This window comes from Persicobacter diffluens, from assembly GCF_036244895.1.
GTDB lineage: Bacteria > Bacteroidota > Bacteroidia > Cytophagales > Cyclobacteriaceae > Persicobacter > Persicobacter diffluens.
Window position 1 is genome coordinate 1,065,516 of the sequence record NZ_BQKE01000002.1, and the last position, 22,788, is coordinate 1,088,303.

The window sequence follows — 22,788 nt, forward strand, 5'->3', positions numbered from 1 at the left end:
ATCGTCACCCGACTGTTCCCGCAAAAATTTGAAAATCTGCGGTTTTTCTATTTTGAGGCGAAATTTGCCTTAAAAATCGATACCTCACTTCTTATATTTCGAAATTCATCTCTACTGATGAATAATAAAGTCCATTTTAGGCTATTTGATTGCCTTTTCAGGCTAGTTTTAGCTTAAGTAACCGTCTTATATTATAGCATAGGCACACCAATCCCCATTCCTGGCTAACCTTCTTTTCTCCTCTGAATGAAAATCTCCTGAACCCAAGTGCTTCTTTAATAATGCCAAATATTGGTTCAATTTTGTACTTTCGTTTCCGATACATCTCCTCCTCTGTTGTTGTTCGGTTGTTTAATCTTTCTTCAAGTTCTAATCGTGTTTCCGCCTTTGATTTTGGTACTATGGGCTTTATCCCCTCTGGACAACCTTTAATATTATCTTCTGAATAGTACCCGCAATCAGCGGCAATTACCTCTATTTCTTCCTTCAATGGTTCTGGCACACTATCAATGGCTGGTAAAAACTCCTTTTTATCGTTGGCGTGATTATTACAATGTTGCCCCACAATTACCATGTCTTCATTAGCAACCGCCTGAGCATTATAGCATTGTTCAAAACCATTTTTGGATTTCATTATGCGAGACTCCTTATCAGTAAAATTGACTTGGTCTTTATCCTGGGGAGTTTCTGAAGGCTTTTGGGGCGATCGGCCTCTTGGTTTTTGGCCAGTTTTACTGGCTTTTTCTTCTCTCTTCTTTACCTTCTTTTCGTAATCCTTAAGTTCGTCTTCATAAGCTTCTTTTCTTCTGGATTCTATAGTGGCTTTGGCCTCCTGAATTGTCTTTAACCTTTCCTCACGTCGCGCTATTTCCTCCGGAATGTTAACCATTACCTCTTCTTTGTCCTGTTCAGCAGCCTTTTCTAATAGCGTTGCTATTTCCGCTTTTAGTTTCTTTTCAAGCTCTAAAGCACGTTTATAGCTCATTGCCTTGTGCTTAGATGCATTTGCCTGAATCTTAGTACCATCAACAAATACATTCCCCATCTTCACTAATCCCATTTGGGAGCCAATCATCAAAATCTCAACAAACCAATTCTCAATTTTATCAAGATGAGTCTTCCTAAAATTTGCAATCGTGTCATGATCAGGATGAAGATTGCCTGCAATAAATCGAAAAGCAACTGAGTCGTAAGTGGCTGCTTCAATTTTGCGAGAGCTGAAAATACCTGTACAATAGCCATAAAAGATCAATCCAAGCAGTAGTCTTGGGTCGTATGGGTCTTTTCCATAACCTTTATAGCTAGCATAAACAGATGAAAGATTGAGCTGATCTATAATTTCGACGACAAATCTTGCCAAATGATTTTCAGGTAACCATTCATTGACATCGTGCGGCATCAAATTGTATTGCTTTCTATCTCCTCCTCGAAAATTTATCATGCTTCAATTTACAACTTTTTTAGGAGTTAGTTAAATCCGACAGGCTCCTAGACAGGAATTAATCAATCGATTATTTTTTTTTAATCGTTCATCATTTTTTTGAAACAATTTCGCACCTCCTTAGATGGCTGCCGTAAACGATGATAACTATACGCTGATATTGAATGAATAGCCTTAAACCACATATAAAAGTCCCTTTAGATAATAAAGACCGGGCAATGGAAGTACTTAGTCTGCTCGCCTTAGGCGTGTTGATCGCACTTCCCATCCACTACTTTGAACATTTGCCTAACGAAATACCCTCTCATTTTAATTTATTCGGCCAACCTGATCAATATGCCTCCAAAAATCTTATTTGGGTTTTGCCCACCATCGGTTTAGTAATTTATTTAAGCCTCAACATCCTGAACCGACACCCCCACATATTCAATTACCCCACCATAGTAACTCCTCAAAATGCGGCTAGGCTTTATACGATTGCCACCAAAATGCTGCGCACCCTTAATTGCCTGACCAGTATTTTGCTTAGTTACATTATGTATTCCAAAATTCAGATAGGCCTAGGTTTACAGCAGAATATGAACCCTTTCTTGCTTCTTGTTATTTTGTCATTTTTCTGCCTGTCCACTTTTTATTACTTATTTGCCTTTATGCGTTATGATCCCTAAAAAAGTCTAAGGATAATGTTCCGAAGCATTTTAATCTGCTATTTTTGATATCATTCATCAATCAACAGCGCAAACATGATTCGGCAAGACCTTCAATATCCAATCGGGGAATTTCAAACTCCAAATCAAATTCACACCGAACTGCTTGAAACCTGGATAACAGAAATAAGGCAGTTCCCTGTTCAATTAGAGGAACTGATAAGCCATTCTCCTCCTTTATCGGAAGAGTGGAAATACCGCCCGAATGGCTGGAACATTCGACAACTGGTCCACCACTGTGCGGACAGCCATATGAACAGCTTCATTCGCTTTAAATTGGCGCTAACGGAAGAAAACCCCTCCATCCTGCCTTATCAGGAAGCACTTTGGGCTAATGTACCGGATACCCAAAACGCCCCTATCCAAAGTAGTTTAACACTGCTGCACGGGCTTCATCAAAGATGGGTTATCCTGCTTCAGAATCTCTCAAAGGAACAACTCAACCGCACTTTTTACCATCCTGAAAGTAAAAAAAGCATCACTCTGCGTGAAAATACTGGAATTTACGCTTGGCATTGCCGTCATCACCTGGCTCATGTGAAACTAGCGCTTGATGCAAAAGGAAAGTGGAATTAAAAAATTACACGAATATTCTCCATTTTGGCACCGCAGGGGGGAGAATGAAGTGAAACCACAAATTAACACCAATTTTCACGAATTATTCTGAATGGAATAAGCTGAACAAGCTGTATGATCAACAGGCGAAATTTCGCTACCAGATTTTGATTCTTCCTAAAAAAAATTCAATTACCAAAATCACTTTGGCATAGCCTTTGCAAATTACCAAACATAGGTTGATGTTGGGTGAATGGATGCTTGATCAACCCTGGTTAAGCATCCTTCCTTTTTAAAACGTCCCTCTTGAATAAGAATAATCATAGTGGTTCATAAGGTTATAGTTTGGTATTAGTATTGTAAGTCCGGTTGGTTCCCGGACTTTTTTTTGTGCTAATATTTTGTTGGAGCGTGAGCTTTTGGCAACAGATTTTACAAATTTTTTGAATGAATGGGCGCGCTAGTTTTGCCACGAATGGCGCGAATAATCCCGAATGATTTAAATCATAGTACTTGATAAAAGAAACCATTAAATATTCAGCAAAGCAAATACACTACAACAAAGATGGCCTTGATTTTTTTGTTTCGTTTTTTATCAAGAAAAAATGAAAAGAGAGAGAAAATTGAATGGCTCGCTACAAACTTTTTGAATTTAGGGTGCGCCAGGTTTTTGTCCCAAATGGTACGAATAATCCGATTGGAAGGGTGTTGAAGTATATTGGAGTGAGGAGGTATGAAACCACGAATGAAAACCAATTTTCACGAATTACTCTGAAGGGAATAAGCTGAACAAGTTTTAAGATCAACATGCGAAATTTCGCTACCAGGTTTTGATTCGTCCTAAAAAAAATTTAATTACCAAAATCACTTTGGCATAGCCTTTGCAAATTACCAAACATAGGTTGATGTTGGGTGAATGGATGCTTGATCAACCCTGGTTAAGCATCCTTCCTTTTTAAAACGTCCCTCTTGAATAAGAATAATCATAGTGGTTCATAAGGTTATAGTTTGGTATTAGTATTGTAAGTCCGGTTGGTTCCCGGACTTTTTTTTGTGCTAATATTTTGTTGGAGCGTGAGCTTTTGGCAACAGATTTTACAAATTTTTTGAATGAATGGGCGCGCTAGTTTTGCCACGAATGGCGCGAATAATCCCGAATGATTTAAATCATAGTACTTGATAAAAGAAACCATTAAATATTCAGCAAAGCAAATACACTACAACAAAGATGGCCTTGATTTTTTTGTTTCGTTTTTTATCAAGAAAAAATGAAAAGAGAGAGAAAATTGAATGGCTAGCTACAAACTTTTTGAATTTAGGGTGCGCCAGGTTTTTGTCCCAAATGGTACGAATAATCCGATTGGAAGGGGTTTGAAGTATATTGGAGTGATGAGGTATAAAACCACAAATGAACACCAATTTTCACGAATTATTCTGAATGGAATAAGCTGAACAAGTTTTAAGATCAACAGCCGAAATTTCGCTACCAGGTTTTGATTTGTCCTAAAAAAAATTCAATTACCAAAATCACTTTGGCATAGCCTTTGCAAATTACCAAACATAGGTTGATGTTGGGTGAACGGATGCTTGATCAACCCTGATTAAGCATCCTTCCTTTTTAAAACGTCCCTCTTGAGTAAGAATAATCATAGTGGTTCATAAGGTTATAGTTTGGTATTGAAGTCCGGTTGGTTCCCGGACTTTTTTTTGTGCTATTGATTAGGGAGCGGTATAGTTCACCCTTTCGCTTTGTTCAAAACCAGCTCTGGCTGCAATAACCTTTAATCGATCTCCCTTTCGGATTTTAAATGGTCCGGTATAATACTTCCAATGAGATCGTTTGCTTCCATCCCCATTTATTTGATACACTATGGAAGCGGCCGGAGTGCTGGCATTTAGGGTAATCAGATTTCGATGTTGAGAAATTGATGGTCTGGAGACTTGCACATTTCCAGTATTTCCGATTTCTTTTATCAACTCCTTTTCAGTGAAATTCTTGTAGGGCCAATATTGCGCTTCCACTTTATCGGCTAATGCCCTAAGCCTCTCCAGGGTCAGTTGATATTCAGGTATATCAGCCAAATTATTCAATTCATGAATATCTTTCTCAGTGAAGTAAAGCTCCTCTTTTGGACGCGGGTGGGTAAACCAAGAGGCTTGTTCAGGCGTCAGTTCTTCTTTTTTCCTCAACAATTCCAACATGGAGGGAATATTGTAACGAAACTTAACATCCAAGTATTCTGCCTGATGGGGGTAATAATTTCTGACATAACGAAAGTTCGAATCTCTCACACTAAGCTGCTTTCCATATTGGTCATCCATCCGCTCGCGAATGGAAAATACATAGTCTCTTCCCTGGTTTTCTTCGAACTCCCCAAGAAAAGCCTTCCCATCCATATAAAAGGGAGGGGTAATGCCTGCCAGCGATAAAATGGTAGCTGGAATATCCGCCATATTTAGCATACGATTGTCAACACTTCCAGCTTGGGTACCATCAGGAAACACCACTATAAACGGAATATGAGTTCCGCGCTCATATATGGAACGCTTTTGCCTTGGCCCTGGCCCTCCGTTATCTGAGGCGAAAATAATAATGGTATTGTCCAATTTTTTTGCTTTTTCCAATCTATGCAGTTCCTGAGCCACCCGCTGATCCATCCGATAAATATTACTGTACATGATTGCCCAATCCCTCCGGCCGACGGAATCCGCTAACAAATATGGTGGGGGGGGTAACTTCCGATGGTTTTACCCAAAGGGTATCATTTTTACTTTCCCAAATTTTTTGTTCGTGAGACTCCAAATAGGTAAATATCGAAAAAAATGGCTGATCCTCCGGAGCATGTTCCCAGGTAGCCTCTCCATGACACTCATCCCAAAAAGTTAACTGATTTTTGAACTGATAATCTGTCTTCCGATTATTGGTACAAAAATATCCCTCCGCCCTTAAATATTCTGTATAAGCCTTTATCTCTTCTGGTAAAATCACTTGATAGGAGGGTAATTGATAGGGCCTTGCTTTGGGACCTCCCCCTGTCCGCATATGATTCGCTCCGATAGAAGTGGGGAACATCCCCGTCATTAAGGAGGAGCGACAGGGCGCACAAACGCCCACTGGGGCGTACATTTCGGTAAAGCGAATTCCCTTCGTGGCAAGCGCATCAATGGTAGGACTCATGGCGACTGAATCACCATAACACCCCAAATAGGGATTGATATCCTCGGCCAGAAAAAAAAGGATATTTGGCTTTTGTTTTTCCTTTCCCAAGAGGGAAGTCCAACAGCCTATAAACAGCAGTAGCAAAAGGTAGGTTCTTGACCGATTTATGGGATTAAGGAATAAAAGATTCATGGGTACGGCATTTCCTGTGGTATAAAAGATAAAAACAATGGAATACGTTATTTAAAAAAGTGAATAAAGGAGTGCCTACTATCCAAAATATATGGAAACAAACACTCCTACACAATAATTATAATAAGGGAGATAGGTTATTTCATTAACCTGTATAAGGATATAATTATTTGAAAAAACCTATTTAAAACGCACCTAACCTACATTAATATAAGTTTTAAATTACGCAATTTAACATTCAAATTAGCAAAGGTAATCAGGCATTTATTTAACAATAGTACCGTTATACTCTCAAAACCATTGAATGCTGGGCTCCCGGTTTTTCACGTTTTGGCTTTAAGCACCGGTTTATTGAAGTTCAATAATTTGAGACTTTTTTGATATTCCATTCTCATTAAAGGCTTCCACCTGTAAATAATACTTTTGGTTCACATTCAATGCCCGCAATGCATATTCATTTTTATCATAAATCATTACGTTATTATTCAGTTTATCGGGTGAAATCCCCCAATAGAGCGTATACCCCATAGCCCCCTTTACTGCTTTCCATGAAACATCTGCATTTCGTTCATCAGGCTGGCGCTGTGCTTTAAAAGCACCGGGGGATGCAGGCTTTTTACCATTTCCGTTTCCAAAAACCCGGAACTCTCCCAGGGCTAGATACTGATTAGGAAAATCTATATTTTGGTATTTGATATACCGGGCTTGTACAGGATTTTTCAATTCAATATAAGCATGTGGACGGTCCTCGTGGTTATCCGAAAAATCTACCGCAATGTCCCATTCCTTTCCATCCTCGGAAGTCTTAATCACAAACTGCTGACGCAAATCATCTGGTCTTCCAAAGATTTCAGCATTAAAATCCTGAAAATTTAATTGCAGGGCATTTATCGTCATGGTTCGGCCTAAATCCATTTCAAACCAAATATCGGAACCGTTTCCTTCCGCCACCCAAAGCGTTCTGATATTTTCATCATTAATCATGGAAATATCATAATTGGCAGCCTCCTGTTCGAGCATATAGCCTTTGTCATGCTCGTCAACCACCTTACGCTTTACGCCTTTCAGTACGGAATTAGTCGTTACTTTTTTATCCTTTGAGAGTAGCATCCAACCTGTAAAGCGATATTTATGCGATTCAGTATCTGTATCCGGAAGGTAATGCGGGTAATCTCCATAAGCCGTATTCACATACATCTGTCCATTGTCTTCAAAACCTGCAGGATACATTCCAATACGACGCTCAAATTTGTAATTTACCGAGATTGCCATGGTAGAATAATGCCAATAGTTTCCCCTGTTATCTTTTACGGTACTTCCATGGCCGGAGCCCTTTAAAAAACCACTGGGCTTATAAGAAATCGGATTATAAGGTGCATATTCAAATGGCCCCATAGGACTTTTACTGGTATACCCCATCCGCATAAACATTCCATTGTGTCCTTGGAGCACCGTATTCCAGATAATAGGTATCATTATGTTTGACCATCCAGGGGCCTTCAATATAAGGCGCCAATGCTGAATCATGATCCTGCCCGAAACGTTCCCATCCGTGATTTTCCGGATCAAGATTAAATAAATCCTTTTGTTCTCCAATGGGGACATAATAATTATCCGGGTCTAGTTCCACTGCTCTAATCGGCCATTTATTGGAGGACTCCTCATATAAATATACCCGGCCATCATCATCCACAAATAAATCCGGATCCTGAATTCCCCCTTTTGGATTCAGCACCGCATAATTGGTTTGCCAGTTACCTAATTCCGGATTATCCGTTTCCAGAATAGGTCCTCTGCCGCTAGGATCACCATATAGGATTATTTTGCCATCTTTTACCGCTGCTGCGGGTGCATTGCATCCCCCGAAATACCAATTTTGAGGACTTATAAATTTCCAATTACGCATATCATCAGAGGACCAATAACCATGAGAGCGGGTGACAAACATATAATACCGTCCTTTATAGTTAATAACCGCTGGGTCTGCGCCGGACCGATAGGAAACATCCGTTTTCGCACGATAATGGGACATATAACTATAATCAATATCGACGGGATTACAATAAGTCTTATCCTGCGCAATAGCAGTACCGGATAGCATTGTAAACATTCCGAGGGCAAAGCCCGATTTAAGTAAAAAATTCAGATTATTATCATTAAGAGAGTACTTAAGCGGGTAATTTTTTTAGAGCGCATTTAAATCCAAAATTCGTAAGGAAAATTTGAAGTATAGTAGAAGCGATTTAAGATTATTTGGAGGATATAGCAGCGCTATGGTTGAGAGATTAACCATAGCGCTTCCAATCATTCTAATTTGCGGTCGGATGGTAAGGTTTTAAACATGCTCTTAGAAAATAATTGACAACTTTTTCTATTACCACTCAAAAAAATTTAAGGATTAACGTATTTATATTTAGATATAAATCATTTAAAACATCACCATAAACCAAATCAATAATATACAAAGCTTGAGGAAAAACAATAAAATTCGAACCTTCATAAACAGGTATTCAATACGTTTTTTAAAAGCCAAAATTCATAACGAAAAATTGATTATTGCAGTAGCTATAATGAATTATTTTTATAAAATAGTAGCATTATTTTATAGAAATTATCCAAATTCACTTGCAATCAATCGAATTTTCTTTCGGATGGAAGGGGTTTAAACACCCTCTTAATCATCCTTTCAAATTTCAACCCAATTACCTTTCATAAGTTCAAGGAATTCACCCAAGTAGCACCCACCAAATCATTTACTGATAAAATTAGTAACACTAAAAATCCCTTATCAACTCGAATTATTCACTATTACATATATTAACTCGACTTAAATAGCTTGCTTTTCATTCATCCGCCTTGTTAGAAAAAAATCGAAATAAAAAACTACATCCTCATTTCCCCCTCCTATCAGCTAATCGAGGATTAATAGCGTATTTAAAAGCCAAAATTCGTAACGAAAATTTGATGATTACAGCAACGATACCGAATTATTTTAAGAAAAAAGCAGTGCTATTGTTGAGCAATTATCCAAAGTCGCTTCCAATCATTCGAATTTACAGTGGGATGGTGCGCTTTTAATCACGCTCTAAAGCCTTTATACATAAAAGCATGATGGAGTATTGTATAATCCCCACCATGCCGGTTTATTTTTTATTTCATCATTACGGGAGCCGTAGGCTGAGAAATTCCATTTTCATTGAATGCCTCAATCGATAGATAATAGGTGGTTGGAACATCAAAGGAAGGAATCTTTATTTCATTTTTGTCATACACTAACCAGGAGTGATATAATTTATCCGGCGCAATACCCCAACGAATATTATAGCCTTGTGCTCCCTTGACCTTATCCCAGCTTAATTGGGCATCTCGGCGATCCTGCTGACGCTCTACTTTAAAATTCCTAACTTTGGCCGGTAGTTTACCCTCTCCTAAACCAAAAACTCTGAATTCAGACATGGCGAAGTTTGGTGTTGGGACTTCAATATTGTTATATCGAACAAATCTTGCCTTTTCGGGTAGGCGCAGCTGCACATAATCATTGGGCACATCTTTCCAGTTATTAGATTTATCTACGATGACCTTCCAGTGCTTACCATCAACAGAGGCTTCTACGGTATAGCGATGGCGGGCGTCTTTTTGACGGCTGTATAAGTCTGATTCATGATCATGGAAATTGATTTGCAAGGCATATACGGAAGCCACTTTCCCCAGATCAATTTCAACAAACTCCTGATCATTATTGGCGTCGGCCACCCAGTAAGACTTGGAATTTTCATCCGTCAATACGCTGGTCTGCCAATCCCCTTTAGCATTTTGACTAGAGGCCAAAGTATCCACTACGTAGTCACCATCATGCGCGGTACTCTTGTTGACTTCCAGAAAAGAAGAGGCCACTTTCGCCGGCTTGTTATATGACAAGAGCATCCAGCCGGTGTGCTGGCCTGCTTTGGTGGGATGTTCAGATCCATATCGAGGGTAATCCCCATAGGCCGTATTGCTGTACATCAAGCCATCCTGATCAAAATATGTTGGAAACAAGCATAATCTACGTTCCCAGTGGGAGTTGGAGGCCAAAGCCATAGAAGCAAAATGCCAATATTGGTCATGACGATCTTTCATCGTCGTGCCGTGGCCTGCGCCATTAATAAAACCACCCGGCTTCAAGCACATCGGATTATTGGGCGCATATTCCCAAGGCCCCATCGGACTTTCCCCCACATAATAACCATCGGCATAAACATTAAACTGGGTGCCGGGTGCGGCATATTGCAAATAATATTTGCCATTATGCTTGGTCATGGCCGGCCCTTCAATATAGCCTTCTTTTAAGGTTGGATGATAGTTATTCTCCCCAAAACGCTCCCAACCATGTTGCGCTTCGTCCAGGTTAAAGAGTTCGTGAATTTCTCTTTCATAAACGAATCGCTTATCCTTATTCAGTTTTTTCACCCGGATGGGATGCACGTTAGAGGAACCCCAATACATATAGGCTGCCCCATCATCATCAATGAATAATTCGGGATCCTGTAAATTATTCTGAATAGTCGTTGAAGGCTCCCATTTTCCTGCCTTTGGATTATCGGTCGCCAGGATCACCATTCTGCCCGAAGGGTTTCCGGTAACATACAAAACAGAGTCTTTGTAATTAAAGGCTGTTGGTGCATTGGAGCCCTGAAAATACCAATTTTCCGGTTTAATAAAATCCCAATTGACCAAATCCCTGGAATGCCAGTAGCCCATGGATCGGGTAACGAACATATAATATTCTCCGCGAAATTCCACTGCGGCAGGATCTGCTCCTGAACGGTAAGAAATATCACGATGAGAATTGTAAATCATATAGGTATAATCAATATTCAGGGGATTGCAATAGGTCTGCTCCTGAGCCCAAAGCTTGCTGACATTCCCCCAAAGCAAAGCCGCGAGGAATAAAGCTGTTTTTATAATATTCATTTTTATAAATGCTTAAATTGAAATAACCAGTTTAATAATTGGGGCTCTGCCAGCGCATCGTCCCATGAATTATGATTAGCCTCCGGATAAAGGGTATACCGGCTCGCCTTATTTTTTCTTTTTATCCTTTTGAAAACCGCTTTGGAGAAAGCTGGTGGAACAACATCATCTTTGCCACCATGAAAAAACCAAATAGGAACCTGATGATAATTACCCGTAAGCTGCGGATTATGCCCTCCACAAATCACCGCCGCTGCGGCATATTTCTCTGGCCATCGGTGTAGAAATTCCAGCGTACCTATGCCGCCCATGGATATTCCCATGATATATACCCGGGAGGGATCCACCTGCGTGCCGCTACGTAAACTGTCGACTAATGCATTGACCATTTCGGAAGGCTTCGGAGGATGTTCCGGCACGGGAAAATTAAACCTCCAGTCTCCTTTCCGGTCTTTTTGTTTTTGTCGGGCGGTCCACATGGTTCCCTCAGGGCATTGGGGGAACACGATAATGGCAGGATAATCCTGCTGCACGGAGTCCGACTCAAAAAGACTTCCACCAAGTTTTAACTGTTTTTCATTATCATCGCCTCTTTCCCCGGCACCATGCAAAAATAAAATCAGGGGATACTTCTTCCCTTCCTGAAAATCGTTTGGAAGTAATATTTGATATAACAGACTATCACCCTGAGCATAGTAAACTTGTTTCTCAAAGGCCCCCTTCTGAGCCCAAGCCCATTGCGCCCCCAGCCAAAATGCGAAACATAATATAGCCGACCTCATTAATTCACCCATTCCTTAATTTCGATTTCCTGTCCGTGACGCTGGAACCCCAATTTATTCAAGCCCTTTAAAACATCCGGATCTTGCATAAAATATCTCCAGAGCAGTCCCGAACGGTGATTTTCGATCATTAACAGGATGGGACCCTGGTCAATTCCAATATAATTTTGTCTGACCCACACCCCTTCCTTTTCTTTCAAGGAGGGATTCACCGCATCGTAAAAACCATAAGGGCCAAAAGTATCCCGACCAAAATTCCTATATAGATTTTTCAATACCTGCATAGATTCTGCAGGGGTATAAGGCATAGAAGAAAGGGCGGCAGTGGGCGCTATGGTTCCATTGTCTCTAAGGAATCCCGGTGCGTGAGCATTATAACCTTTGGGTACTTTATCACTGGCGGTCAATCCCCATAAATCCGCACCATAGCCCTTATAGCCATAGGGATTATCCATGCAGTACGCCCGGTTGATGAGCGTATGACGACGGTTTTGTTCCCAATAATTGGCATATTTGTCTGCCAATCCCCGGGGATCCAGGCCCAAATAGGAGTAATGCGCAAAGAATAGCGGACCACCTTTCCAGCGCTTGGTCCCCAAGGGCAAGGTCATTCCATAATATTCTTCATAATTGGCAAAAGTCTCATTATCCCAACCTGCCCAGCTCTTGTGATAATAGGCTGCCGGAATCGCATGGGTCGGAGAACATGCTGCCAGGATGTAAGTGATCAAACACTCATTGTACCCGCGGATGACATGATTTTTTGTAAAACCATGTTCCGGCGACCAATGCCAGATCAAGCCCTCGGTATCATTGGTATAAAATTCCCAATCCATTTCCTCCCATAGCTTCGTAATCCTAGCACGGAGTTGGGTTTCCCTGGTATTATTTTGATTAAAATACTGACGGGCCGTTAAAAGGCCTTGCGCCATGAAAGAAGACTCCACGATGTCGCCTCCATTGTCCATTTTGCCAAATTCACATACCTGCCCGGTTTCCGCCATATACCAGTGCGCCCACATGCCCTTGAAGCGGGGGCAATCTTCTAAGAATTCGGTGGCCTGCAGCAATCGGTCCACGGCCTGTTCCCGACTTATCCAGCCGCGTTCGGCACCGACGATCACCGCCATCACGCCAAAACCACTGCCTCCAATGGTGACGGTTTTATTTTCACTATTATTGGAGCGCTCATAGCTCAGACCGGTATTGGGATCAGCAAAATCCCAAAAATATCGAAAAGTATATTGCTGGACCATTTCCAGCAATTCCTCCTCTGTAAAATCCCGGATTTTCGCCGAAACTATTGGGGAGGATTTTCGGGTCTTTTTCCCCTGAACAGCGACCACCTGGTAGTCGACTGCTATATTCCTCCCCCAATCGGTTAAAAAATCCAAATAAAACTGCTCCTCCGTAGTGCCCCGCAACTCAAAGGATGCCGATCCTTGCTTGCGGGCGAAAATTTGATAGGAAAGTCCCTCTTTTTCTGATGCTTCCCATCGCAATTCGACATGACTATCGTACCCTTTGGCCTGCAATATTAACTCCCCGCCCTTGGCGAAAAGCTGACTAAAGGAAAAAACTAAAAGTCCAATCAGGATGATATTTCTCATGACTTTGAGGACTTGTTTTTAGATTGTGCCTCCTCGGGTACCTGATACTCTTTTTTCAACTTCTCAAATTCCTGATGCATCATTTGCTGTACCTCTGCAAAAGCTGGATCGCCATAGATATTGTGGATTTCCTCCGGATCTTGCTCAAGGTCAAACATCTCCCATCGGTCCTCCACTTTGAAATGCATCAATTTGTAGCGATCTGTTCTTACCCCATGGTGTGCGCGTACGCTGTGGAAGCCCGGAAATTCATAAAAATGGTAATAAAGCGACTTTCTCCAATCCTGACTTGTGCCATCCAAAAGTCCCAGGAAGGATTTGCCCTGCATTTCATCCGGAATATCTACTCCCGTCATTTCCAAAAGGGTCGGCGCAAAATCAATATTTTGGGTCAATTGATCCACCACCATGCCTTGTTTCTTATCAAAAGGGCTTTTCATCAATAGCGGCATACGAAAAGACTCCTCATACATCCATCTTTTATCAAACCAACCATGTTCGCCCAGGAAAAATCCCTGATCAGAAGTGTAAATCACAATAGTATTCTCCATTAAACCTTCCGCCTCCAGGTAATTTAAAACTTCCCCAACGCTTTCATCAACAGACTTCACACAGGCCAAATAATCCTGCAAATAACGTTGAAGCTTCCATTCTGCTTTTTCTTTCTCTGTTCGTGGTGTAGTATAGAAATCATCATTTCTTTCCCGGTATGCGGCCAAGAACTTTTCCTGTTCCTCCGGGGTCATGCGCTCCATAAAAACATGAGGCCATGGATCATATAATAAACTATCACTCCCTACGCCAGCCACCATTTTCAGGTCATGGCCTTCATAGGCGTCCCGGTAAATATTCATTTTTTGCTGGCCTGCGGCTTCCCGTCCCTCATAAGCATCGAAATAGGTGGAAGGCACCGGGAAGGTCGTCTGTTCGAAGGTACGATAATGTCGCTCTGCGGGCACCCAGTTTCGGTGGGGTGCTTTGTGATTCATCATCAAAAAGAAAGGTTTTTTCTCTTCCCGATCACCCAGCCACTTTTTGGTAAGGGAAGTGATGATATCCGTGACATAGCCCATTCTTTGGATGGTGGTGTCCTTGGTCATAAAGTCCGGATTATTATATTCTCCCTGATCATTCAATATTTCATAATGATCGAATCCCACGGGAAGGGTATTTAAATGCCATTTTCCAATTACGGCCGTTTGGTAGCCTTCCTCTTGTAAAATATTGGCAATGGTGGGCTGGTGCCCATTAAATTTTGTTCGATCGTTTTTTACAAAGCCATTCATATGGCTATGCTTACCGGTCAGGATAGTAGCTCTGCTGGGTCCACAGATGGAATTCGCACAAAAATTTTGGGTAAACAACACCCCTTCCTCGGCCAGGCGGTCAATATTAGGAGTCGGGGCCAATTTTGAGATAGGACGACCGTAAGCACTGATCGCCTGCACGGCGTGGTCATCGGAAATCATCAATAAAATATTGGGACGTTGAGGAGTAGAGGAAAGCTTACCTTTACCACAGGAAAACAAACTCAACCCTAAGGCTAAAAAGCAAAAATGTCGAAAGTTAAATACCATTTTTTATCGAATAAGGATTAGGAATGGACATTGAATAAAAAGCATCACCATTAGAGGCTCAGCTCAAAAAAAAAGATTAATCCGCACTATGCATACTTCAAAATTCACTTACTGCATGGCGGGAAAAGGAGCGCATGTTTAAAAATCAAAAGAACACCTACCATCACGATAAAAAAACCATTGAACGGCATTCGCTCAGCTGGTGGTGCAGAATTTGGAATGAATAAGCTAGCGGTGTATTCATGGGAGAAGTCCGCTCTTCCTCCTCATAAAAGCACTTATCGCTTCCCTATTCCAGACCAGGGCACCGCTATCGGGTAATTCAAGGGAGGAGGGCGGTAGTTTTGGGGGATAACAACCGGCCCATCCTCCAGAGAATTTGCATTTGTAGATTATTTCTTTTGCATGTGTTTGGCTCACAGCATCCGGCTACAAATTTAATTTATGAAAAGCGATGTGGGATTGTTTTTCAAAGTAGCCCACCATCGGAGACCACCGCTCCTCTATGCTGATCGTTTATAGCGAATGCTGCTTTATAAAAACTAGCTTAGAGATATTGGAAGTCCGCCTTTAGGCTTTCATCGGCCGCACTTTTGGCAACCCATAACTCAAAATCTCCCGGCTCTACCGTTTTTTGCAGATCCAAGCCAACAAAGGCGATGGTCGATTCATCAATCGTAAATTGAACCGTTTTACTTTCCCCTTTTTTCAGGAAGATTTTCTCAAAGCCTTTAAGCTCTTTTACCGGACGGGTAACGGAAGCCACTTTGTCATGGATATACAACTGAACGATTTCCTCACCATCATAATTGCCGGTGTTTTTCACCTCAACACTCAACTCAATTTTGCCCCCCTTGGAGAAGGATGACTTATTCAGTTTCAAATTGCTGTATTCAAATTGAGTATAAGAAAGACCGTGTCCAAAGGTGAAAAGTGGCGTATTTTCTACGTCAATATAATTGGAGCGGTAATCCGCCGGCGCTTGATCATTGAATGGACGGCCGGTATTTTTTTGATTGTAAAAAACTGGCACCTGCCCTACATTTCGGGGAAAGGACATCACCAACTTCGCAGATGGATTATAATCCCCGGCAATAATATTCGCCAGGGCATGTCCTGACTTCAAGCCCGGGTACCAGGCCTCCACGATGGCATCCACATTTTCGGCTTCCCAGGATAAATCCAATGGCCGACCATTAAACAACACCAAAATTATGGGTTTACCCGTTTTTTTCAGCGCTTTCAACAACTCCCTTTGATTACCGGGCAAAGTGATATCCGAACGGCTGGCCGCCTCTCCGGACCAATGGTAATTTTCGCCCATGGCCACCAATACCACATCACTGTTTTTGGCAGTTCGGATGGCTTCGGCAAAGCCTTTACTGGAAGGCTTTTGGGTGGTTACTTTCTGTGTTTTACGATCAATCAAAGGTAAGTCGGTCCCTTTGGCATAGGTGAATTTCACCTTAGAGCCGGCATATTTTTGCATCAGACCTTCCTCCAGGGTAACCGATTTATTGCGGTCCCCTTTAATCGCCCACTCCCCATTCAGGCTTTTGCGCTCCTGAACGAAAGGACCAATGAGCGCCACGCGTTTAGCCTTTTCCGGTTTTAGGGGCAATACGTTATCGTCATTTTTCAACAGGACAATAGAGGACTGGGCCGCCTCCAGGGCCAAATGTTGATATTCCTCCTTCATGACCACTTGTTGCTCACGCTCCGCATCACAGTAACGATAAGGATCCTCAAATAAACCAAGCAAGAATTTCATCTCAAGAATTCTCGCCACGGCTACATCAATTTGAGCCATAGAAATACTCCCTTCTTCTACCAAAGCCTTCAGGTGGGTCACGAAGGCTTCACTGATCATGTCCATGTCAATACCCGCATCCAAACTTAATTGAGCAGCATGCTTCAAGTCTTTAGCATATCCATGAGGAATCAGCTCCATAATGGCGGTATAATCTGTTACCACCAAACCATTAAATCCGAATTGGTCGCGCAAGATGTCCTTAAACAAATATTTATTTCCGGTTGCCGGCACGCCATTCAGATCATTAAAAGAGGTCATGAAAGATCCAACCCCCTCTTCTACCGCTGCCTGAAATGGAGGGAAATAAGTTTCATGTAGCTTGTGTTCTGAAATATTGGTGGTATGGTAATCTCTTCCGCCCTGCGCAGCCCCATAGCCGACAAAGTGCTTGGCGGTAGCAATCAAGGTATTGGATTTACTCAAATCGCGGTAATCCTGAATTCCCTGAAAACCCTTTACTCGTGCGCGCGCCACCAGGCTGCCTAAGTAAACATCCTCTCCGGCACCTTCCATTACGCGGCCCCAACGAGGGTCTGCCGACATGTCTACCATAGGTGCAAAGTTCCAGGCAATGCCCGAGGCCGTTGCCTCCTCTGCAGCTGCTCTGGCCGTTTTTTGCATCAGGTCCAGGTCCCAGGAACAGGCTTCAGCCAAAGGAATAGGGAAAGTAGTTTCCAAGCCATGAATAACATCAGCGGCAAAAAGCATTGGAATTTTAAGGCGAGAATATTTCAGGTTTTGCTCTTGTAACATGCGTACTTTCTCTGCCCCAAAGGCATTGAAGGTACTGCCAATCATTCCCTTTTTCAGATAAGCCCCTGATTGGTTATCCACCACTTCTCCGGTAGCCGCAAAATTGGCAGAGTACTGGTTCATCTGCCCGATTTTTTCCTCCAGACTCATCAACAAAAGCAGGGAGTCTACTTTATTTTCAATTTGTGGATCTCCGCTATAGCTTTGCCATTCCGTTACGCTTTTCTTTGAATTCCCACTATTGCATGATGAAAGGGCGATAGTGGTGGCTAACAAGGTTGCGGCATATTTACCATGTCCCAACCAATTCTTCAATCTATTCCTCATTTTCTGTTTACTGATCCTCGATTCGAAAAAAATCAGGGGAGGAACGGGCCTCCCCTATACCCGAATTATTCATCGCTTAACTTACAACCTCACCTTAAATGACTTACTAATAACTCCATAAGGTAATGTTCACCAATTAATATATAGCCCCAATTTGGACAAGCTTGCTTTCTCCTCATTCCTCTGCTTCCTTGGCAAAAACTCGAAATAGGAAAAATCCCTTCATTTTTCCTGCCTTGCAGCTAAAGGAGGATTAAAGGATGAATAATCCGGTTTAATATTATTATCTAGCTGGTTCTAATAATCTTGGGTTCAAATCCTCCTGACGCACCGGAATCGGCAGGTATTCTGATTCTCCTTTCACAAAGCCCTCCAGCAATTCGCTGGCTTTCCCTGTTCTGACTAAATCATTGAATCTGTCGCCCCACTCGCAAGAAAGTTCTGCACGGCGCTCGTCCAAAATTTGATCCAAGGTTGGGTTGTTAATAGGCTCCAGGCCAACACGCGTTCTGACTGCATTCAGCGGACTGGCCGCATCTCCTCCGATTCTTACCTTCGCCTCAGCATTCATCAATAAAACATCCACATATCTCAATAGTCGGATATTATTATTGGCCCCGTAGTTCGGGCGGCCGGGGGTCAGCTGATTTGAAGGAGTATAAGCTTTCCCGTTATAATGTGCTTTCACTGGAAGGAAAGACGGTTCGAAAAGGCCAATTTCATCCCCTGCCTTGGTGGTAACACCGGATTCCAACACGGCTAAGTCCCAACGTTCCTGATCTCTTTCCCCATTGTTGCCATGCTGATTTAAGAAATCCAGATACCCTTTTTGCAACATCATAAAGCCCCATCCATTTACCGGTGCAGGTGTATTTCGTGGCCCCTGATGCTGAAACCATGCTCCGCCATAAATCTGTTGTCCGTCCCCATTTCCAAAATCGGTGAACTGAAACTCATAAATGGATTCAGAAGATAGTTTTCCAGGAATTTTGAACAAATCGTAATATTCATCCTGTGCGACCAATTGGTATTGATTCGCATTGATGATTTCATCGGTCAGGGATTTCACCGTAGCGAAATCTCCCAAACGCAAGGCCAGCTTGGCCTTCAAAGTCATGGCGGTATATTTGGTCACGGCGCCAGTGTGCACCGGCTGTGTTGCCGGAAGCTGATCAATACAGTAATCCAATTGCTCGATGATATGGTCGATCAATTTCTCATTGGTCGCACGATAAAGGAAGACATCATTGACATTTTCAGGGTTTACGATCGGCGCTTCGCCCCACAGCTGTTCGATGAAGTAATACGCTAATGCCCGGTGAAAAATGATCTCCGCGCGGTATTGTTCCGCCAAAGCCAAATCAGATTCATTGGAAAGGTTGACCACAAAACGATTCAATAAATCTTCATTGTAGTAAGTGGTATAGACCACCTTATAAAAAGCTTCCCAACTGTTATTCAGTGCCCAAAAACCTTTGGCCGCAGCATAATTAAAGGTCTCTATATTGAGATAATCCCCCTGGTCAGCTGCGGAACCTCCACCTTTGGTCACCTCATCACCCCGAACATTCAATAATGGCCAAATTTCCCATTGGGTCATTTTTCGTCGGGCATCTGCATAAACACCGGATACAGGCGCATACATTTGGCCAGGATCTGTAAAATCGATATCATCGGTAGGGACTTCCCCTTCCTGCACAATATTCAAAAAGTCACCACAGGAAGAAAGGGTCAACAAGGCTAATAGAATAGCCACGAAGTTATAACTCATTTTCATGATTTTCTCCAATTAAAAATTAAAAAGTCAGATTAGCACCAAGCGAGAATACGGCCGGAATCGGATACACCGATTGGTCTACGCCCTGATACACTTCCGGCGTGAATCCGTTGGTATTGAACCAGGTGTAAGGACGGTCTGCATTCACAAAAATAGTGGCATTGGTCATCTTCAATTTCTCCAGTACCGACTGAGGCAGGCTATAGGAAATTCTCACGTTTTGTAAGCGGAAAAAGGAGGCATCTTCCAGGAAGAAATCATTCAGGCGTCCATTGTTCCAGGTATTAAACATGCCTTCTGCTGAAGGGTAGGCATTGGTACTTCCTTCACCGGTCCAGAAGTTATTGGCCAGATTTGCATCAATATTATTTCGTGGGTGTTTGTTGATATCTGCTCTTTTTCTATTGAAAATGGTGGCACCCTGACTCCCCATAAAAGCCGCGGATAAGCTCCATCCTTTATAACCCACATTAAGGTTCAAACCGTATACCCAGTCCGGATTAGGGTCACCCAAAATTTGACGATCCTTTTCATCTATTACCCCGTCATCATTCACATCCTGATATTTAAAATCACCCGGTTTCAGGTTATTGGCTTGTGCAATGGGGCAATCGTCAATCTCCGCCTGATTTTGATAAATGCCCTCAATTTTATAACCGTAAAAAGCGTAAATAGACTCACCCGGCATTAACATCTGTGGATACTCTGCAGAACCTTCCTGAATATAAGGAGCGCCGTTCAGATCAGTCATTTGATTTTTAATATAGGTCGCATTACCACCAATGCTATAATGGAAATCACCGATTTTGTCGGACCAATTGATCGCCAATTCTATTCCCCGGTTTTGCATCGTCCCGGCATTTTGCAAAGTAGGTTGTAATCCATTCGGAGGAGTAGGTCTGATGATCATGTCGCGGGTGTTACGGATAAAGTAATCCCCTTCCACATTTAATCGGTAGTCCAGCAATTTGGTATCAAAACCAATGTTAAATTCTTCGGTCATTTCCCAGGTCAAATAGGAATATACGCCATTCTGGATCATTCCCGGTAACATATTACCTGGTCCAAAAACACCGGACTCATTCAAGCCACCATTATTAATTGAAGCAAAACCATTGTTGGAAGGGCCATTATCATTTCCCAGTAATCCGTAAGAAGAACGAATTTTGAAAAAGTCAATTGTACTTTGGTTCAGGTTCTGGAAGAATTGCTCCTCGGATACTACCCATCCTAAACCTACAGATGGAAAATAACCCCATTTGTCCTGATATTTGGAAGATCCATCAGCACGCATGGTGGCAGAAACCAAATAGCGATCTGCATAATTATAAGAAACCCGGCTAAAGCCTGACAAACCACGATAACGTGTGCCATTATCCGTTGCTGTACGGGTGGACTCATCACCAGTATTGATATAATTAGGATCCGCCACACCCTGAGCGGTAGCAGTTAAAATGCGCCAGTTTTCTTCCCTTACGGAGAAACCTGCCAATACGGTAATATTGTGGTTGCCATAATTTTTCAGCCAGGTGGCCGTATTATCCCAAATCATATTGGTATTATAAATATGATCCTTCTTCAGGGTATTGATCTGTTGCAGGTTATCTCCCACCTGATATTCCGGGGTGAAATATCGTCCCTGCTCTCTGCGATAATCCAAATTTAAGGAAGTACGGAAAGTAATATCTTCCCCGGCAAAAGGTTTTAATTCCGCAAAAATATTAGGTAAAACCCGAACGGTATTTTGGCTATTATCAGATTGGTAATAGGCTACTGCTGCCGGGTTATTATAATAAGTGTTATATCCCAAATCCTGCGCGTTGGCAAATTTTACCGGATAAGCTCTGGAGTCATCCAAATCAGCATCCATTACCGGGTACATCGGATTATTGGTATAAGCCTGAAACCAGGCCATATTTTCATCCAGATTTTTCTTTTCGGTGGATAGCATCATATTGAATCCTATTTTCAAATGATCGGAGACATCCGTGTCTACCCTTGTGCGTAAGGATAAACGCTCATAATTTCCCTGACCATAATCCATGATACCGCCCTGATCAAAATAACTCAGCCCAAAAGAGTAGCTGCTTTTATCGGTACCACCATTTAGGGAAACACTGTGGTTCTGAATGGGCGCTGATTTGATCAATTCATTATACCAGTCCGTAGATACGGAAGGAACTCCATTAGCGCCCCCATACATGGCAATGGCATTGTCCACATGTCCGATCAAATCTGGATCACCAGAAGCCCGCATAAAGCCTGCGTATTGGGCAGAATTGGCCATTTGCAAACGCTGCGTCACTTCCTGTACCCCATAGTAACCATCATATGAAACACTCATTTTTTGGTTTTTAGTTCCGCTCTTGGTGGTAATTAATATGACCCCATTGGCTGCTTTTACCCCGTAAATAGCGGAAGCAGAAGCATCCTTCAGTACGGTCATGGTTTCAATATCTGCAGGATTGACAAAGTTAATGTTGTCCACAAACATACCGTCGACCACATACAATGGCTGCGCATCATCATTGATAGAGGCCGCACCACGGATGTTGACTTTTGGAGCTTCTCCCGGCGCTCCATTATTGACAATATTCACCCCGGCAACTTTACCCTGAATAGAGGCTACTGCAGAGGCATTACTCATGGATTTTAGCTCCTCAGTTCCCACAGAGGCGATTGGCGCTGTCAAATCCTTGGATTTAGAAACCCCATAACCGACGATTACCACCTCTTCCAGGCTCTCAACATCGTTCATCAGGCTTACCTCAAAGTGGGTTTGATTGCCCACCAAATACTCCTGTGGTTTCATTCCAATGAAGGAAAAAATCAGGGTATTTTCCGCCACCACATCATTTAATTTAAAAGTACCGTCAAAGCCTGTAGATACTCCTCTGGAGGTTCCTTTGACAATCACACTCACGCCAGGAAGAGTTTCTCCGTCCTCTCCCATCACGACGCCGGATACCGAGAAAGTATTTTGGGCCTGAGCAGCCATACTTCCTAGTATCATAAAAAACAGTAATAGTTTTTTGATCATAAGAAAAAAATGTAAAATCTAAAAATGTTTATTTTGGAGTTAAGGCAACGCCTTTTTCAAGGCGTCCCTTCTATTAGGTTCAGATTCCAGCAGCAAGCCTG

Annotated in this window: 14 protein-coding genes; 2 read left to right on the top strand and 12 right to left on the bottom strand. The window is 42.3% G+C overall.

All coding sequences use genetic code 11. The features are described 5' to 3' along the window. Nucleotides 1-157 precede the first annotated feature (157 nt). Nucleotides 158-1,441, bottom strand: a complete 1,284-nt coding sequence (locus AAA970_RS18270) for a transposase (RefSeq protein ID WP_338238335.1) — start codon at nt 1,439-1,441, stop codon at nt 158-160. A 164-nt stretch (nt 1,442-1,605) separates the two neighbouring features. Between AAA970_RS18270 and AAA970_RS18275 the strand changes: the two genes are divergently transcribed. Next, a complete protein-coding gene (locus AAA970_RS18275; RefSeq protein WP_338238336.1) occupies nt 1,606-2,109 on the top strand; it encodes a DUF1648 domain-containing protein in 504 nt (167 codons plus the stop codon). Nucleotides 2,110-2,184: 75 nt separating this feature from the next. Beyond that, nucleotides 2,185-2,724 (top strand): YfiT family bacillithiol transferase, encoded by a 540-nt coding sequence (locus AAA970_RS18280; RefSeq protein WP_338238337.1) that lies wholly within the window; start codon nt 2,185-2,187, stop codon nt 2,722-2,724. Between the two features lie 1,698 nt (nt 2,725-4,422). On the opposite strand, the gene AAA970_RS18285 is transcribed toward AAA970_RS18280, so the two are convergent. The 11 genes from AAA970_RS18285 to AAA970_RS18335 form a co-directional block, all read right to left on the bottom strand. Further along, a complete protein-coding gene (locus tag AAA970_RS18285; RefSeq protein WP_338238338.1) occupies nt 4,423-5,382 on the bottom strand; it encodes a sulfatase-like hydrolase/transferase in 960 nt (319 codons plus the stop codon). Beyond that, the gene (locus tag AAA970_RS18290; protein WP_338238339.1) at nt 5,372-6,055 is read right to left on the bottom strand and encodes a sulfatase-like hydrolase/transferase; all 684 of its coding nucleotides are present in this window, start codon (nt 6,053-6,055) and stop codon (nt 5,372-5,374) included. The genes AAA970_RS18285 and AAA970_RS18290 overlap by 11 nt, the downstream gene beginning before the upstream one ends. 348 nt (nt 6,056-6,403) lie before the next feature. Then, complete coding sequence (locus tag AAA970_RS18295; RefSeq protein ID WP_338238340.1) at nt 6,404-7,531, bottom strand: discoidin domain-containing protein; 1,128 nt, start codon at nt 7,529-7,531, stop codon at nt 6,404-6,406. Further along, nucleotides 7,458-8,165, bottom strand: coding sequence for a family 43 glycosylhydrolase (locus AAA970_RS18300; RefSeq protein WP_338238341.1), 708 nt, complete (start codon nt 8,163-8,165; stop codon nt 7,458-7,460). The genes AAA970_RS18295 and AAA970_RS18300 overlap by 74 nt, the downstream gene beginning before the upstream one ends. Nucleotides 8,166-9,205: 1,040 nt before the next feature. After that, entirely contained in the window at nt 9,206-11,008 is a 1,803-nt protein-coding gene (locus AAA970_RS18305) for a family 43 glycosylhydrolase (RefSeq protein ID WP_338238342.1), read from the bottom strand. Between the two features lie 2 nt (nt 11,009-11,010). Continuing rightward, nucleotides 11,011-11,802 (bottom strand): carboxylesterase family protein, encoded by a 792-nt coding sequence (locus AAA970_RS18310; RefSeq protein WP_338238343.1) that lies wholly within the window; start codon nt 11,800-11,802, stop codon nt 11,011-11,013. Continuing rightward, nucleotides 11,790-13,400: a glucoamylase family protein gene (locus AAA970_RS18315; RefSeq protein ID WP_338238344.1), complete on the bottom strand. Its 1,611-nt coding sequence runs from the start codon at nt 13,398-13,400 to the stop codon at nt 11,790-11,792. Before AAA970_RS18315 ends, AAA970_RS18310 begins: the two co-directional genes overlap by 13 nt. Beyond that, nucleotides 13,397-14,977, bottom strand: coding sequence for a sulfatase family protein (locus AAA970_RS18320; protein WP_338238345.1), 1,581 nt, complete (start codon nt 14,975-14,977; stop codon nt 13,397-13,399). Before AAA970_RS18320 ends, AAA970_RS18315 begins: the two co-directional genes overlap by 4 nt. Nucleotides 14,978-15,524: 547 nt before the next feature. Continuing rightward, nucleotides 15,525-17,870, bottom strand: a complete 2,346-nt coding sequence (gene bglX / locus AAA970_RS18325; RefSeq protein WP_338238346.1) for a beta-glucosidase BglX — start codon at nt 17,868-17,870, stop codon at nt 15,525-15,527. Between the two features lie 283 nt (nt 17,871-18,153). Next, complete coding sequence (locus tag AAA970_RS18330) at nt 18,154-19,641, bottom strand: RagB/SusD family nutrient uptake outer membrane protein (protein WP_338238347.1); 1,488 nt, start codon at nt 19,639-19,641, stop codon at nt 18,154-18,156. 25 nt (nt 19,642-19,666) lie between these two features. After that, entirely contained in the window at nt 19,667-22,660 is a 2,994-nt protein-coding gene (locus AAA970_RS18335) for a SusC/RagA family TonB-linked outer membrane protein (RefSeq protein ID WP_338238348.1), read from the bottom strand. Nucleotides 22,661-22,788: the final 128 nt, after the last annotated feature.